This window comes from Komagataeibacter xylinus NBRC 15237 (genome assembly GCF_001571345.1).
GTDB classification, from domain to species: Bacteria; Pseudomonadota; Alphaproteobacteria; order Acetobacterales; family Acetobacteraceae; genus Komagataeibacter; species Komagataeibacter xylinus.
In genome coordinates, this window is the sequence record NZ_BCTP01000007.1 from 105,748 (window position 1) to 120,659 (window position 14,912).

Here is a 14,912-nt window from a genome sequence, read left to right on the forward strand (position 1 = left end):
GGAAGAAAGGCGTCTGGCGCTTACGAACGCGGCGGGCGCTTGCGCGATGATGCCGCACCACGCGGCCCCCCGCCAAATCCGCCACCGGGGCGACCACCGCCACCAGCACCGCCAGCACCACCGGGCTTGCGGGCGAAGGGACGGCCACCACGCGGCGGGCCACTACGGCGCGGGCCTGCGCCACCGGCCGGAGCAGCGGCAGGCGAGATCTGGACTTCGTCATTCTCGATCGCGGCAATGCACGAGCGGAACTTCTCGGTCGATTCCGGCGTGATCTCGAACAGCGTCTGGTTATCGTTGATGCGGATGGCGCCAATATCCGCCTTGCGCACGCCACCAAGGCGACAGATCAGCGGAATCAGCCATTTCGGGTCGGCCTTTTCCTGCCGGCCCACATTCATGGCAAACCAGGCACCCGGCTCGCCGTTGCCATAGCTCTCGCGCGGGGGGCGGGGGCCATCGCGCTCGGGGCGATCACGCACGGGGCGCGGGGCATCGGGCGTGATGTGGCGCACGTTCTCTGCCGCGGGCAGGCGGGCGCGGTACATCTGCAGCAGGGCTGCGGCGAGTTGTTCGCTCGTGCGGCCTTCCACAAGCTGGCCCACCAGTTCGGCATCGGCTTCCGCCACGTCCTGGTTCAGCACGGGGTCGGCCAGCAGGCGCTTGGCGTCATTCGCGCGGATTTCGGCGGCCGTCGGCACGCCGGACCACGTGGCCGTGATCTTGGCGCCCTGCATCAGGCGCTCGGCGCGGCGGCGCTGCGACATGGGCACCATCAGCACGCACACGCCCTTGCGGCCCGCGCGGCCCGTGCGGCCCGAACGGTGCAGCAACGTGGCCGAATCAGTCGGCAGGGTGGCATGCACCACCAGCGCAAGTGCGGGAATGTCGATGCCACGGGCCGCCACGTCGGTCGCCACGCACACATTGGCCTGGCCCTTGCGCAGGCTGTCGATGGCGCGCGTGCGCTCGTTCTGCCCCAGCTCGCCCGAAAGGGCGACCGAGGAGAAGCCGCGCTCGACCAGGGCCGCCTGCATGTGGCGCACCATCTCGCGGGTGGCGCAGAACACCATGGTGGTCTGGCTGTCGGTATAGCGCAGCACGTTGACAACGGCGGGGATCAGTTCGCGCGCATCGGCCACGATGGCGCGGTATTCGATATCGGCATGCTGCTTGGCGCCCGACAGCGTATCGATGCGCACGGCGTCGTTCTGGTAGCGGCGCGCGAGCGATGCGATTTCCTTGGCGATGGTGGCCGAGAACAGCAGCGTGCGGCGGGTCTTGGGCATGGCGTCGAGCAACTGCTCGAGTTCATCGCGGAAGCCGAGGTCAAGCATCTCGTCGGCTTCATCCAGCACGACCACGCGCAGGTCCGACATGTCCAGACGGCCACGGGACTGATGGTCGCACAGCCGTCCCGGCGTGCCGACCACGATATGCGCGCCCATCTGGAGCGCACGCGCCTCGCGCCTGGCGTCCATGCCGCCAATGCACGACACGATGCGCCCGCCTGCAGGGGCGTAGAGCCAGGTCAGTTCGCGCGTGACCTGCATGGCCAGTTCGCGCGTCGGCGCGATGATGACGGCCAGCGGCGGGCCTGCGGGGCCAAAATGCTCGGCGCCACCAAGCAGGGTGTCGGCCATGGCGATGCCAAAGGCAACGGTCTTGCCCGAGCCGGTCTGGGCGGAGACGAGGAGGTCGCGCCCCTCGGCTGCGACATCCAGGACCGCTTTCTGGACGGGAGTCGGGTTATCGTACCCACGCTCGTCCAGCGCGCGTTGCAGGGCGGGGTGGGTTTCGGGAAACGGCATGTATCGGGCAATCCGGACAAAAACATGAAGAACATGGGCGACGCAGGAAGGAAACTGGCCGCCGGCCGTGTTCATGCGTCAGGGGAGAAGGCCGGTGCATAAAGAAGGATTGCCTCAAAAGCCAGAATTAATAATGGCCGGGGTATTTTTGCACGCGCGCTCAGGCACCATCAGTGCGCGGCAGGAGGCGGGGAAAAAGTTTCTGGATGCCGTCTTACTGTTTATAAGGCGGCGTTCTTTCTGAAGCTTTTTGCAAGAACCTTCACCAGAAACTTGATCAGTTTTTCAGGGCACCAGCACGGCGGCGCCTTCAAAGCGGCCGTGGCGTAGGTCATCAAGGGCCTTGTTGGCATCCTTGAGCGCATACGGCGTGGTGGTGGTGCGGATGCCCACGCGCGGCACGAGTTCAAGGAAGTCGATCCCGTCCTGCCGTGTCAGGTTGGCCACCGACATGATCTGGCGTTCTTCCCATAGCAGGTCATAGGAAAAGGCCGGGATCTCGCTCATGTGAATGCCCGCGCACACCACGCGGCCTGCCTTGTGCACCGCCTTGAGTGCCGCAGGCACGAGTGAGCCGACGGGGGCGAAGATGATGGTGGCGTCAAGCTGTTCGGGCGGGGCCTCATCCGAGCCGCCAGCCCACACGCAGCCCAGCGAGCGGGCGAATTCCTGCGTCTTGGTGTCACCGGGGCGGGTGAAGGCATGGACCTTGCGCCCCTGCCATACCGCCACCTGCGCAATGATGTGGGCCGCGGCCCCAAAGCCATACAGCCCGATGCTGCGGGCCGCCTCGCCTGCCATGACCAGCGAGCGCCAGCCGATCAGCCCCGCGCAGAGCAGCGGGGCGGTGGCCACGTCGTCATCGCCCTCAGGCAGCGGGAAGGTGAAATGTGCATCCGCCACCGCCTTGGTGGCGTAGCCGCCATCACGCGTGTAGCCGGTAAAAAGCGGGTGGTCGCACAGGTTCTCGTGGTCGGTCTGGCAGTAGTGGCAGCAGCCGCAGGTATGGCCGAGCCATGGAATGCCCACGCGCTGGCCCATGTGCAGCCTCTCCACATTCGGGCCGATGGCGTCGATCCGGCCCACGATCTCGTGCCCTGGCGTGAGGGCATGGCCGGGGAAGGGCAGGTCGGCATCGACCACATGCAGGTCGGTGCGGCACACGCCACACGCCCCCACGGTTACGCGGATCTGCCCCGGTCCCGGCTGCGGGTCGGGCAGTTCGGTCCATTGCAGGGGGGTGTGGGGGGCGAGCAGTCGCATTGCGTACATGGTGGCGCTCCTTTGGCTGTACAGGCGCGGCCTGCTGGCCGCCGGTGCCATGACGTGCAGGCTAGCATGGCAGTGGCCCCTGCGGCATGACCTGCATCATCGCGCTGTGCCGTTTCAAAAAACAGAAGTTTTTGGGTGCCGCCTTTTTTTCAACAAGGCGGTATTCCCTGAAGCTTTTTGAAAAAAGCTTCACCAGAAACTTTTGAACCGGTTCTGGACCTATTCTTCTGTCCGGTAAGGCGTCATGGCATCAAGGGCGGGCAGTTCGGCCCGTATGGCCGCGCGCTCGTGTTGCAGGAACTCGCCCACGGCCTCACGCAGGCCGGGATGGCTGATCCAGTGGGCGGAATGGGTCAGGCAGGGGCGGTAGCCACGTTGCAGCTTGTGCTCGCCCTGGGCACCTGCTTCCACCCTTTTCAGCCCGTGGGCGATGGCGAAGTCGATGGCGCGGTAATAGCACAGCTCGAAATGCAGGAACGGCCACTCCCCCTCGTGCCGCCCCCAGTTGCGGCCGTACAGCGTATCGCGCCCCATCAGGTTGAGCGCGCCGGCCACCGGCACGCCGTCCTGCCTTGCAATCATCAGCACCACCCTGTCGCCCAGCCGTTCGGACAGCAGCGGAAAGAAGGCGGGTTGCAGATAGGCGCTGCCCCATTTGCGGTCCACGGTGGAGAGGTAGAAGTGATGGAAATCCTGCCATAGCGCCTCGGTAATTTCCGTGCCGCGATAGGTGTGGAATGTCAGCCCGCAGGCATTGGCATCGCGCCGCTCGCGCCTGATGGCCTTGCGCTTGCGTGAGGCGAGCATGCCCAGAAAATCATCAAAGCTGGTATAATCCTGATTATCCCAGTGGTACTGCACGCCAAGGCGTTGCAGCCAGCCGCTTTCCCCCAGCAGGTCATATTCATGCGTCGTGCAGAAGGTGACATGCACGGAGGAAAGCCCCATCTCGCCACAGGCCTGCCGCAGCGCGCGGCCCGCCAGCAGGCGCAGGCTGTCGGCATCGGGGGCGGTGGGGTGAACGAGCAGGCGCGGCCCCGGCACGGGCGAGAACGGCACGGCCGCCTGCAATTTGGGGTAATACTGCCCGCCCGCCTGCTCGAAGGCACGGGCCCAGGCGTGGTCGAACACATATTCGCCAAAGGAATGGCCCTTGGCGTAAAGCGGGGCGACCGCCAGCAGGCTGCCTTCGCCGTCGCGCAGGGCAAGGTGCTGGGGCATCCAGCCGGTCTGCGGGCCGGTGGAGCCGCTGTCTTCAAGGGCCGAGAGGAAGGCGTGGCTGACAAACGGGTTTTCATCGCCCGCGCAGCCATCCCACTGCACCGCCGGGATCTCGGCAATCCGGCGGTGCAGGGTCATGGTGGTGCCGGTCATGATGCCTGCGCCGGGGTGCGGGCCGTGCGGGGCGGTGCGGTCATGACTGGCTCCCTATGTTTGTGCGTGGTGGTTACATCAGCCGATTTCGAACAGGCCCTCGACCTCGACAGCGGAGTCGAGCGGCAGCGAGGGCACGCCCACGGTCGAGCGCGCATGGCGGCCCGCATCGCCAAACACGGCCACCGCCAGGTCGGAGGCCCCGTTCATGACGGCGGCATGCTGCGTGAAGTCGGGCGTGCAGGCGATGAACCCGCCCAGCCGCACCACGCGCTTCACGCGTGAAAGATCGCCAAGGGCGGCCTTAACCTGCGCGATCACGTTGATCATGCTGTAGCGCGCGGCTTCCACCGCCAGTTCCACCGCCACGGTGCCGCCGAGCTTGCCGGTGGTCAGCAGCCTGCCATCAACCAGCGGCAACTGGCCTGACACCACCAGCGATGACCCGCTGATGACGGTGCCCACGTAATTGGCCACGGGGGTGGCAGGCGTGGGCAGCACGATGCCAAGCTGCTTGAGGCGCTGTTCGGGTGTTGTATCAGGCATGGGCAACAATCCTTGTATTCAGGCGGCGGGGTGCCGGGCCGGGTTATCCGACCAGCCGCAGCCCGCGCCGCCGGGGGGGCGTGTCATCGCCATCGTCATTGCCGGAGCCGGGCAGGTCGAGCGGCAGCATGGGGGCGGGGCTTTCGGCCAGCGTCTCCTCATGCGGGGCATCGGGTAGCCTGCGGCCCAGATAGGCATCAGACAGGGCGCGGAAAGCATAGTCGAGCATGGATGTGGCGTAGGATGCAACCGGGTCGCCCTCCACCGTGCCAGCGGGGCCGAACTGGGTGTAGGCAAAGGCTTCCACATAGCTTTCCAGCGGCGCGCCGTATTGCAGGCCGATGCTCACGGCCTGGCCCAGCGTGTCCATCAGGCTGCGCACCATCGGGCTTTCCCGCGTGGGCGTCAGACTGATTTCGCCCAGCGAGCCGTCGGCATATTCCCCCGTGCGCAGGAACAGGCGGTGGCCGCCGATGCGGGTCTTCTGCGTAAAGCCGCCATGGCGGGCGGGCAGGTGGCGGCGCACGCCGCGCTCCAGCCCCGCGCGGGTGGCCAGCGTGTCGCGCGTGGCGTCGGGGCGGGCGGGCACGCGATCGACAAACCCGCTCAGCGCGCGGTGCATGGCCTGGTGCGAGGCGGCGGCGGGCAGGGGCAGCACGCTCTCGCCCGCAAGGGTGGCGGCGAAGGCTGCCTCCAGCGTCAGGCCCCGGCTGGCCAGCCGGGCCAGCGTGCTCATGGCCAGCCGCCCGTCAGGCCGCAGCGGAGAAAAGACGGGGGCCAGCCCGCAGGCTTCCACGCCGAGCAGCGCATCAATGGGGCCGGGGGTGGAAAAGCCGGTCTCGACGCGGGCTGCGGGCTGGTCGGTCTCGACCGCCGCTTCCTGCCACACGCTGCGCGCGATCTGGCTCACGCCGGGCAGGATGCTGCGCACGGGGGGCAGGGGCATGGCATCGGCCCCTTCGCCCGCATGGGCCACGAGGGTGGCAAGGGCCACGATGCTGCATGCCGCGTCGCGCCCGGCCTCGCTGTCGTAATCGAGCCCCAGCCCGGCCAGGCAGGCATCGAGGTTGGTCAGCAGCAGCGCGCCCGCAACCGTGGGGCGTTCATGCGTCTCGCTGGCGGTGGGCAGGGCCACGGCGCGCAGGTGGGCCACCGCGCCGCCTTCGGGCTCGGGCAGGGGCAGTTCGCCATTGCGCATGTGCAGCTTCTGGTGCGCAAGGGTGCGCAGCACGCGGGCGAGCAGGCGCAGGGCCGCCACGAAGTCGTGCGCCATGAAGCTGTTATCGGCCTCGACAAAGGCGGCGAGGTTGATCACGAAGGCGGGCCTGCGGTCATGGTGGCCATGCCACAGGCTTTCGCCCGGTGCGGCCTGGCGCATGAGCAGCAGGCACGACAGCGTGCGCGCGACCGGGCCAATGACCGGGCCGGACACCTCACCCGCGCACAGGTCATCAATCCATCGCGCCGCGAGTTCGGGCAGGCTGGCGGGGCCATGACCGGGGGCCAGCCGGGCCACGGCCTCGGCTGCCGTGTCATCCCAGTCGGCGGGCAGGGTTACGGAACGCGGTGTGTCGTCTGGGTCCGCTGCGGCTTCAACGGTACGCATACGCACGCCGTTCCAGTGGCTTCGTGCTGTCATGCTTCTATGTTTACCGGGCGGGCGCATGATGGCGGAACCCGTTCAGCACGGAGTCGCAACTATACATGGGCCTGAATACAGTGGATATGGGGGATAACTGTGCACAGGGCGCATCCACCCCCATCACCGCGCCGTGAGGCGGCAGCCTTTTTTCAAAAAAGCGGTGCCTTGAATATAAATGCAGGCAGCCTCAGCGCAGGCCCCGCGCTGATCCCGCAGATGTGACGGTCGCGCACGCATATGCGCGTGGACCGCGCGGGCGCCGCCGGATTAGGCTTGCGGCATGGCAAATCTAGGCACCCGCATCTATACCCGCTTCAGGGGGCGGCTGGTCGGCAAGGATGCCGATGGCCGCTGTTATTATGAGGCCCGCACCCCCAACCGCACCGGCGGCGGGGAAAAGCGCCACGAGCGCTGGGTCATCTACCACAGGGGCGAGGACGCATCCGCCGTGCCGCCCGAATGGTGGGGCTGGCTGCACCACATGGAGGCGGCCCCCCTGCCCGAAAGCGCGCGCCAGCCGTGGCAGCAGCCCTGGCAGCCCAACCAGACCGGAACAGCGGGCGCCTACCACCCGCCGGGCAGCGACTGCCGGGGCGGCCAGCGGGCTTCAACCACCAGTGATTATGAGGCATGGTACCCCGAGGGATGAAACCCGTGGCGTAACCTGCTAGGGTGCGCGCCATTGGATATTGGGGAAGCTTTGCCACCATGGTTGCTGCTGTTTCAGGGCGCGCGGGCCGTCAGCCAGCGGAACTTCTTGCCGGTTTTGCCGTGCTTGCGGGGCTTGCGGGGCTGCTGGCCTATGCCGTGCTCGACAAGGGCCGCCCGCATGAAACCGGCTACCGGCTCCATGCCGGGTTTACCCATATCGATGGCCTGTCCATCGGCTCGGATGTCAGGCTTGCGGGCATTACGGTGGGGCAGGTGGTTGATGAGCGCGTCAATCCCCAGACGTATGCCGCACAGGTCACCTTTACCGTGCGGCCCGACATCAAGCTGCCTGATGATACGGCGGCCATCATTACCAGCGACAGCCTGCTTGGCGGCAAGTACATTGCCCTCTCGCCCGGTGGTGATGACAAAATGCTCGCCCCCGGCGGCATGATTGGCGAGACCCAGGGCGCGATCAGCCTCGAGCAGTTGCTCAGCAAATTCATCTTCTCGGTGACCGATACCCTGACCAAGGCCCGGCAGGACAAGGCAAACCAGGCCACGCCCCCCGCGCTGGGCGGGGACGCGCCATGAGCAGCGAAAATGCCCGGCCCACCATGTGGCCGCAACGCGATGGCACGCCGGTTTCATGCCGCGACAAATTGCTGGTGCTGCACGAAAACCATGAGGAAGTGCGGACGGTCCTGCAGGATGCGTTCGAGGATGCCGTGCTGATGGGCGTGGATGAGGCGGCCATGCGCCAGATCCTGATCGACGTGGTCAACACGCTGCGGAGCCCCCACGCATGAGGCGCCTGCTCGGCTTTCTGTCCGCCCTGCTGCTCGGCTTCCTGCCCGGCCTTGCCCATGCCACCGAATGGCTGGCGCCGCCCGCCATCTACCCGCCCGATATGTGGCAGGGGCGCACGGTGGCGGTGGTGCGCGTGCTCGACAAGCTTGATGCCCATGTCGTGCTGCTCAACGTGCCCGTAGGCCAGGACATGCCCTATAAAAGCCTGACCCTGCACGCCACGTCGTGCCTGCAGCGCCCCGCCACCCTGCCTGCCGATAGTGCCGCCTGGCTGGACGTGCATGACGCGCATGAGGGCATGGCGGCCTTCCAGGGCTGGATGGCGGTGGCCGAGCCTGCGACAGGCGTGTTCCAGAACCCGCTTTATGATGTGCAGCTCGTGGGTTGCGCGGGTGACAATGTGGCGCCCATGCCGCCGCCACTCGCCGCCGTGGCCACCCCCACAGAGGCCGCGCCCGTTATGGACCCGGCCGTTGCCACGCCCAATGGCCAGCCTGCGCCATCAGGGGCAGCACCTTCCGTCCCGCCCGCTGCACCGCAACCGGTCTCCCCGCCGCTGCCCGCCATGCCGCCCGAGCCTGCCGATGAGGGCGCGGCCCCGCTCATGCTGCATTAGAAAATAATTTAATTTGTGTCGTATAAATGCTGCAGCCCTGTCCAGCACGCTTGTGGGCTTGCGTATTATCCCGCTTTGCCAGAGGCTAGACCCACCATGAGCAAGACACCCTCCCTCCCTTCGCTCGATCGGCTGCCGCCTCCCGCGCGGGCGGCCTTCCTTCTGGATTTTGACGGCACGCTGGTAGATATCGCGCCCACGCCCGAATCCGTGGTGGTGGCGCCGGGCCTGCGCGACACCCTGCGCCGCCTGCGTGACAAATGCGGCAACGCGCTCGCGGTCATCTCGGGCCGCCCCATCGAGCAGATCGACCATTTCCTGCCTGATGTGCCCTATGCCGTGGCGGGCGAGCATGGCATCGCCATCCGCCATGCGCCGGGCCAGCCCATCGAGCGCGCGGCGCTGCCGCCCGTGCCGAAGGCATGGATGGATGAGGCGGAAAGGCTCGCCACCGCTCACCCCGGCGTGCGGATCGAACACAAGAAGGCTGGGCTGGTGCTGCATTACCGTGGCGCGCCCGATGCGGGTCCGGCGCTGGGCCGGATCGCGGATGAATGGGTGGACGCCACCCACGGCGCGTTTCATGTGCAGGCCGCCAAGATGGCGTGGGAAATCCGCCCCGCTGGCATCGACAAGGGTCATGCGGTCGAAGCGGTGATGAAAAGCGCGCCCTTTGCGGGTCGTCTGCCTATTTTCGTGGGCGATGACGTGACGGATGAGGATGGCATGCGCGCAGCGGTCGGCCTTGGTGGCGCTGGTTTCCGCATTCCCCACGATTTCCCTGATCCGGCGGCCTTCCGTGCATGGCTGGCCATGTTGGCACAGGGGGGTGATGGCGCATGGGGCGGCTGATTATCGTATCCAACCGCGTGCCTTCCCCGCGTGAGCGCAGCCAGCCCGCCGGCGGGCTGGCGGTCGGGCTGAAAGATGCCCTGCGCGAGGGGGAATCGCTCTGGTTCGGCTGGTCGGGCAAGCAGGTGCAGTTGCATGGCGGCGACCCGGTGCCCCGGCTCGACAGGGTCGATAACGTCACCTACGCCACCATTGACCTGACCCCGTTGCAATATGAGGGGTTCTACCAGAATTTCTCCAATGGCATCCTGTGGCCGCTGTTCCACTACCGCGTCGGGCTGATGAACTATTCCCGCACGGACTGGAAGACGTATCTGGCGGTCAACGCCATGTTCGCCCGCACGCTGCTGCCCCTGCTCCGGCCTGATGACACGATCTGGGTGCATGACTACCACCTGTTCCCGCTCGGGCAGGCGTTGCGTGACCTTGGGGTGAAGTGCCGCATCGGCTTCTTCCTGCACATTCCGTTCCCGCCCTGGAGCCTCGTGCGCTCGTTGCCCGGTGCCGACCTGCTGCTTGAAGACATGCAGAGCTACGACCTGATTGGCGTGCAGACGCCCGAGGATGCCGAGAACCTCAACCATTGCCTTCAGGCCAATGGCCTCGCGGTGCGCGGGCAGGCTTTTCCCATCGGCATCGACCCCGATGAATTCCGCGCGCAGGCTGAAAAGAGCATGAAAGGCCCGGAGGTCGAGCGGCTGGAAGGCAGCCTGCGTGGCGCCAAGCTGGTGCTGGGCGTGGACCGGCTGGATTATTCCAAGGGCCTGCCCGAGCGGTTTCGCGGCTATGAGGCCATGCTGGCGCGCTACCCCGAGCATCGCGGCAAGGTGACCTTTCTGCAGGTTGCCCCCATCTCGCGCGGCAGCGTTGAGGAATACCGGCAGTTGCGCCGCCAGCTTGATGAACTGACCGGGCGGATCAACGGGGCCTATTCCGAATTCGACTGGACGCCCATCCGCTACATTACCCGCCCGCTGGCGCGTGAGGTGCTGGCCGGGTTCTACCGCCGGGCCGAAGCAGCCCTGATCACGCCGCTGCGCGATGGCATGAACCTCGTGGCCAAGGAATACGTGGCTGCCCAGGACCCGGCCAATCCGGGCGTGCTGATCCTGTCGCATTTTGCCGGTGCCGCGCCGGAAATGGATGAGGGCATTCTGGTCAATCCCTATGACCCCGACGAGATTGCCGATGCCCTGCACGCCGCCCTGACCATGGGGCTGGCGGAGCGGCGCACGCGCTGGCAGGCGCTGGAGCAGGAGGTGAGCAGCACTACGGCCATAAGCTGGGCGGCTGACTTCCTGCAGGCACTTGACGCGGCACCCATGGCGGGGCGGTCGTAGCCGCCCATGCGTTCAACCGCTTTATTGATGGTAATGGCCGGGTGCGCCGCGCTTGCGGTGGCCTGGTGGAGTGAATACACGCTGGGCCATGTGCCCTGCGGGTTGTGTTTATGGGAACGCTGGCCCTATCGGGTGCTGGCGGGGCTGGGGCTGCTGGCGCTGGTGCTGCCACGTGATGCGGCGCGTGGCGCGCTGTGGCTGTGCATGCCGGTGCTGCTTGTGGCGGCTTTCCTTGGCGGCCTGCATGTAGGGGTGGAGCAGGGCTGGTGGCCCAGTCCGCTGCCCGAATGCCGAGCGCCCACGTTTCATGGCGGCAGTTTCGCGCAGCGTCTGGCCTCCATGCCGCGCCGCCCGGCCAAGCCGTGCGATGCGGCAACCTATCTTGTGCCCGGCGTGCCGCTTTCCATGGCGGCGATGGGCGGGATCTACGCGCTGGCGCTGATCCCTGTCGTGCGCCGGGGGTTGCGGGTCAGGGCGAAGTTCCGCGGCCGCGGCCGAAAAACAATCCAAGGATGAACAGTACGATGAAAATGAAGAACAGCACCTTGCCGAAATAGGCAAATGTGTCCGAAATGCCGCCGAAGCCAAAAACCGCGGCGATCAGGGCGAGAACAAGGAATGTGATGGTCCAGCGTAACAGGTCCATGATCCGGTTCCTTCCGATCGATGTTGTGACAGACGCGGGCATGACATCCGCCCCTTAACAATGCGCCAGAGGGCGACGGGTTCATCGCAATACGTTATTTTGGCCCTGGCGCGGTCGTGACCCGAGCGGAATTTCGCGCAGAACAGGCGGGAGGCACTCCATGAAAGACGGCACGGACACGGCAGGTTTTTACAGCCTGTACCACCATGGCTTTGCCCGGCTCGCAGCCTGCACGCTGCCCGTGGCCCTGGCCGACCCGATGGAAAACGCCCGCCGCACGCACCACGCCATCCGCGTCTGCCACGAGGCGGGTTCCGTGCTGGCCGTTTTCCCCGAACTCGGGCTGTCAGGCTATGCCATTGATGACCTGCGCCAGCAGGATGTGCTGCTTGATGGCGTGCGTGAGGCGATTGGCTGGCTGGCCGGGCAGACGGCGGGCTTGCTGCCGCTGGTGCTCGTCGGTGCGCCGCTGGCCGTGGGCGATGCGCTGTATAACTGCGCCATCGCCCTGCATGACGGGCGCGTGGTGGGCGTGGTGCCCAAATCCTACCTGCCCAATTACCGCGAGTTTTACGAGGCGCGTCAGTTCACGCCCGGCGCGGGCCTGCGCGGTGGCACGGTCACCCTTGGTGGCGTGGCCGTGCCGTTTGGCACCGACCTTCTGTTCCATGCGCCCGCGGTGCAGGGGCTGGTCGTGGCCGCCGAGATCTGCGAGGACATGTGGGTGCCGCACCCGCCGGGTGTTGATGCCGCCCTGGCCGGGGCCACGGTCATTGCCAATCTTTCGGCCAGCAACATCACGGTGGGCAAGGCGCGCACGCGCACGATGCTGTGCCAGTCGCATTCGGCGCGCTGCCTGTGCGCCTATGTCTATGCGGCGGCAGGCGAGGGCGAGTCCACCACCGACGTGGCATGGGACGGGCAGACCTCGATTTTTGAAAATGGCGTGACACTGGCGCAAAGCGCGCGTTTCCCCTCGGGCCAGGTCACGCTCATGGCCGATGTGGACCTTGACCTGCTGCGCCAGGAACGCCTGCGCATGGGCACCTTTGCCGATAACCGCGCCCGGACCACGGCGGGCGCGTGGCGGCATATCGACCTGTCCATCACGCCGCCCACGCGTGATCTGGGGCTGCGGCGCGACATTGCGCGCTTTCCCTTCGTGCCCAGTGACCCCGGGCTGCTCGATCAGGACTGCTACGAGGCGTTTACCATTCAGGTCACCGCCCTCAAGCGCCGCCTGCTCGCCTCACGCGCCAAGACGCTGGTCATTGGCGTATCGGGCGGGCTGGATTCCACCCATGCGCTGCTCGTCGCCGCGCGTGCGGCAGAGGAATGCGGGCTGGGGCGGCAGGCGGTGCTGGGCTACACCATGCCCGGTTTCGGCACCACGGGGGCCACGCGCAACAACGCGCATGAACTCATGGCCGCCCTTGGCGTGCAGGCGCGCGAGATCGACATCCGCCCCGCGGCCCGCCTCATGCTTGAGCAGATGGGCCACCCCTTCGCCGCGGGCGAGGCGGTGTATGACGTGACATTCGAGAACGTGCAGGCGGGCCTGCGGACCGACTTCCTGTTCCGGCTGGCCAACCAGTCAGGCGGGATCGTGATTGGCACCGGCGACCTGTCGGAACTGGCGCTGGGGTGGTGCACCTATGGCGTGGGTGACCAGATGGCGCATTACAACGTCAATGCCGGGCTGCCCAAGACCCTGATCCAGCACCTGATCCGCTGGGTCATGGCCAGCGGGCGCGAGCAGGCGCGCACCTGCACGGTGCTCGAGGCCATCCTGTGCACCGAGATCTCGCCCGAACTGGTGCCCGCCACCGCAACGCAGGCGGTGCAGAGCACGGAATCGCTGATCGGGCCATATGCGTTGCAGGACTTCACGCTGTTCCATGTGCTGCGCCATGGCGTGCGTCCCTCCAAGATTGCGTTCATGGCGCTGCATGCCTGGGGCGAGGCCACGGGCGGGGACTGGTCCCCCGGCTTCCCCGCCGAGGGCAGGCGGGCCTACACCCTGGCGGAAATACGGCACTGGCTGGGTGTGTTCCTCAACCGTTTCTTTGGCTTCAGCCAGTTCAAGCGCTCGGCCATGCCCAATGGGCCGAAGGTGGTGGCCGGTGGCGCGCTGTCGCCGCGCGGGGACTGGCGCGCGCCATCGGATGGCAATGCCCGGCTGTGGCTGGAGGAACTGGAGCGGCGCGTGCCACGGGATTGATTCAGATCAATCCTGATTCCGAATTTCTTAACCCATTCCTGACAAATACGGTCCTGAAAGAATGCTTTTTCCGCCCCGACCGGGCGGCGGGGCAGCGGATCATCTGCGGCGAGGCCGGTTCCTGCCGCCGTGAGACAAGGAACGGAATGAATGGGATACGTGACCGTAGCCGGGGCCACCGGGCTCACGCTGGGGCTTAACCAGGACACGACTGCGCTGATGCAGGGCCTGCAGCAGAACGCGGCGCAGAACGCCCAGAACGCCCTTAACGCTTTTGATGAGGGGATCCCCCAAAACGAAATCACCTCGCTGGAAGGGGACAGCAGCAATCCCGCCTGGGGGGCGGTGCTGGCCGCCCAGGCCGTGGGCGTGGTTGCCATTGACGGCGCGCTCAAGCAGGATTCGGGCGGCAGTATCGAGACGCTGGCCGGGGCAGGCACCTATGATGCCACCGCCCGCACGGTGGAAATTGGCAGCGCGACGGGCAGCGGCCTCGACCAGGAGATCAACATCCAGGGCGGCTCTGGCGCGACCAATGTGATGGATGGCGATGACGGTACGGTGGTCTACGCTGCGGCTTCAGGCAATGTAGATTATTATGCCGCTGCGGGTGATACGTTCTTCCTCAGCGGAACGGGGCAGGATGTCATCCACACCATGGGCGGCACGGACACCATCCTTGCCTATGACAGCACCCCCACCGTAACCGGCGACTGGACCGCTCCCGGCGCGGTGACCGATGTCTCGACGCAGTTCAGTGGCGATGGCAGCACGCTCGATGTGTACAATGGCGTCGTGGTGCAGGATACCGAGTTCGATACGATCAATACCGCGAAGATGGATGGTTTCTTCAACAGCGGATCAGACAACGCGACCGTCACCATCAATGGCGGCGCGAATGACACCATCAACGCCGGCACCGCGCTGGTGGTGCAGGGCCTGGATGACAGTACGATCAATGCCAGCGGGTCTGGCGCGCTGACCTTCATCAGCGCGAGCACGGCTTTGCCCGTGGCCGATACCATAACAGGCAGCAATGCCACCATTTTCGGCGCGGCCGGGGTGGACCTGACGGCCGCCACCAGCGGCACGACCACGTATTATGCCGGTAGCGGCAATGAAACGCTCGAC

At 66.4% G+C, this 14,912-nt stretch carries 15 protein-coding genes; 9 read left to right on the forward strand and 6 right to left on the reverse strand.

Annotation, left to right across the window (positions count from 1 at the left end):
• Positions 1-20: 20 nt before the first annotated feature.
• The 5 genes from GXY01S_RS04870 to GXY01S_RS04895 all read right to left on the reverse strand — a co-directional run bounded on the left by GXY01S_RS04870 (position 21) and on the right by GXY01S_RS04895 (position 6,609).
• On the reverse strand, positions 21-1,811 hold the full coding sequence (locus tag GXY01S_RS04870; RefSeq protein WP_061272435.1) for a DEAD/DEAH box helicase: 1,791 nt from the start codon (positions 1,809-1,811) through the stop codon (positions 21-23).
• A 285-nt stretch (positions 1,812-2,096) separates the two neighbouring features.
• A complete protein-coding gene (locus tag GXY01S_RS04875; RefSeq protein WP_061272437.1) occupies positions 2,097-3,083 on the reverse strand; it encodes a zinc-dependent alcohol dehydrogenase family protein in 987 nt (328 codons plus the stop codon).
• A gap of 219 nt (positions 3,084-3,302) precedes the next feature.
• Positions 3,303-4,457 carry a GNAT family N-acetyltransferase gene (locus GXY01S_RS04885; protein ID WP_061272442.1) on the reverse strand — a complete coding sequence of 385 codons (1,155 nt, stop codon included), beginning with the start codon at positions 4,455-4,457 and terminating at the stop codon, positions 3,303-3,305.
• A 78-nt stretch (positions 4,458-4,535) separates the two neighbouring features.
• Positions 4,536-5,003, reverse strand: coding sequence for a RidA family protein (locus GXY01S_RS04890; RefSeq protein ID WP_061272444.1), 468 nt, complete (start codon positions 5,001-5,003; stop codon positions 4,536-4,538).
• A gap of 43 nt (positions 5,004-5,046) precedes the next feature.
• Positions 5,047-6,609, reverse strand: coding sequence for a TSCPD domain-containing protein (locus tag GXY01S_RS04895; RefSeq protein ID WP_174520910.1), 1,563 nt, complete (start codon positions 6,607-6,609; stop codon positions 5,047-5,049).
• 316 nt (positions 6,610-6,925) lie between these two features.
• Here GXY01S_RS04895 and GXY01S_RS04900 point away from each other — a divergent pair, with 316 nt between their 5' ends.
• From GXY01S_RS04900 to GXY01S_RS04930, 7 genes are all read left to right on the forward strand, one after another.
• Positions 6,926-7,294: an NADH-ubiquinone oxidoreductase subunit NDUFA12 family protein gene (locus GXY01S_RS04900; protein WP_061272448.1), complete on the forward strand. Its 369-nt coding sequence runs from the start codon at positions 6,926-6,928 to the stop codon at positions 7,292-7,294.
• 59 nt (positions 7,295-7,353) lie between these two features.
• Entirely contained in the window at positions 7,354-7,890 is a 537-nt protein-coding gene (gene mlaD, locus GXY01S_RS04905; protein WP_061272493.1) for an outer membrane lipid asymmetry maintenance protein MlaD, read from the forward strand.
• Positions 7,887-8,105 carry a hypothetical protein gene (locus GXY01S_RS04910; RefSeq protein WP_061272450.1) on the forward strand — a complete coding sequence of 73 codons (219 nt, stop codon included), beginning with the start codon at positions 7,887-7,889 and terminating at the stop codon, positions 8,103-8,105. The genes mlaD and GXY01S_RS04910 overlap by 4 nt, the downstream gene beginning before the upstream one ends.
• Entirely contained in the window at positions 8,102-8,722 is a 621-nt protein-coding gene (locus tag GXY01S_RS04915) for a DUF2155 domain-containing protein (protein ID WP_061272452.1), read from the forward strand. The genes GXY01S_RS04910 and GXY01S_RS04915 overlap by 4 nt, the downstream gene beginning before the upstream one ends.
• 96 nt (positions 8,723-8,818) lie before the next feature.
• Entirely contained in the window at positions 8,819-9,574 is a 756-nt protein-coding gene (gene otsB / locus GXY01S_RS04920; RefSeq protein WP_061272454.1) for a trehalose-phosphatase, read from the forward strand.
• Positions 9,562-10,914, forward strand: coding sequence for an alpha,alpha-trehalose-phosphate synthase (UDP-forming) (locus tag GXY01S_RS04925; protein ID WP_061272456.1), 1,353 nt, complete (start codon positions 9,562-9,564; stop codon positions 10,912-10,914). Before otsB ends, GXY01S_RS04925 begins: the two co-directional genes overlap by 13 nt.
• A 6-nt stretch (positions 10,915-10,920) precedes the next feature.
• A complete protein-coding gene (locus GXY01S_RS04930; protein WP_082770719.1) occupies positions 10,921-11,430 on the forward strand; it encodes a disulfide bond formation protein B in 510 nt (169 codons plus the stop codon).
• Here the strand turns inward: GXY01S_RS04930 and GXY01S_RS16930 are convergent.
• Positions 11,384-11,560, reverse strand: coding sequence for a DUF1328 domain-containing protein (locus GXY01S_RS16930; protein ID WP_078526178.1), 177 nt, complete (start codon positions 11,558-11,560; stop codon positions 11,384-11,386). The two genes, GXY01S_RS04930 and GXY01S_RS16930, sit on opposite strands and share 47 nt — an antisense overlap.
• A gap of 160 nt (positions 11,561-11,720) precedes the next feature.
• On the opposite strand from GXY01S_RS16930, the gene GXY01S_RS04935 reads away from it, so the two are divergent.
• Positions 11,721-13,781: an NAD(+) synthase gene (locus tag GXY01S_RS04935; RefSeq protein ID WP_061272460.1), complete on the forward strand. Its 2,061-nt coding sequence runs from the start codon at positions 11,721-11,723 to the stop codon at positions 13,779-13,781.
• Between the two features lie 150 nt (positions 13,782-13,931).
• Positions 13,932-14,912, forward strand: a 981-nt coding sequence (locus tag GXY01S_RS04940) for a hypothetical protein (protein ID WP_061272462.1), incomplete at its 3' end; no start/stop codon positions are given.

Excerpts from the sequence above, each read along its gene's own strand:
- GXY01S_RS04870 (WP_061272435.1), bottom strand. The coding sequence starts at position 1,811 with ATGCCGTTTCCCGAAACCCACCCCGCCCTGCAACGCGCGCTGGACGAG.
- GXY01S_RS04875 (WP_061272437.1), bottom strand. The coding sequence starts at position 3,083 with ATGTACGCAATGCGACTGCTCGCCCCCCACACCCCCCTGCAATGGACC.
- GXY01S_RS04885 (WP_061272442.1), bottom strand. The coding sequence starts at position 4,457 with ATGACCGGCACCACCATGACCCTGCACCGCCGGATTGCCGAGATCCCG.
- GXY01S_RS04890 (WP_061272444.1), bottom strand. The coding sequence starts at position 5,003 with ATGCCTGATACAACACCCGAACAGCGCCTCAAGCAGCTTGGCATCGTG.
- GXY01S_RS04895 (WP_174520910.1), bottom strand. The coding sequence starts at position 6,609 with ATGCGTACCGTTGAAGCCGCAGCGGACCCAGACGACACACCGCGTTCC.
- GXY01S_RS04900 (WP_061272448.1), top strand. The coding sequence starts at position 6,926 with ATGGCAAATCTAGGCACCCGCATCTATACCCGCTTCAGGGGGCGGCTG.
- mlaD (WP_061272493.1), top strand. The coding sequence starts at position 7,354 with ATGGTTGCTGCTGTTTCAGGGCGCGCGGGCCGTCAGCCAGCGGAACTT.
- GXY01S_RS04910 (WP_061272450.1), top strand. The coding sequence starts at position 7,887 with ATGAGCAGCGAAAATGCCCGGCCCACCATGTGGCCGCAACGCGATGGC.
- GXY01S_RS04915 (WP_061272452.1), top strand. The coding sequence starts at position 8,102 with ATGAGGCGCCTGCTCGGCTTTCTGTCCGCCCTGCTGCTCGGCTTCCTG.
- otsB (WP_061272454.1), top strand. The coding sequence starts at position 8,819 with ATGAGCAAGACACCCTCCCTCCCTTCGCTCGATCGGCTGCCGCCTCCC.
- GXY01S_RS04925 (WP_061272456.1), top strand. The coding sequence starts at position 9,562 with ATGGGGCGGCTGATTATCGTATCCAACCGCGTGCCTTCCCCGCGTGAG.
- GXY01S_RS04930 (WP_082770719.1), top strand. The coding sequence starts at position 10,921 with ATGCGTTCAACCGCTTTATTGATGGTAATGGCCGGGTGCGCCGCGCTT.
- GXY01S_RS16930 (WP_078526178.1), bottom strand. The coding sequence starts at position 11,560 with ATGGACCTGTTACGCTGGACCATCACATTCCTTGTTCTCGCCCTGATC.
- GXY01S_RS04935 (WP_061272460.1), top strand. The coding sequence starts at position 11,721 with ATGAAAGACGGCACGGACACGGCAGGTTTTTACAGCCTGTACCACCAT.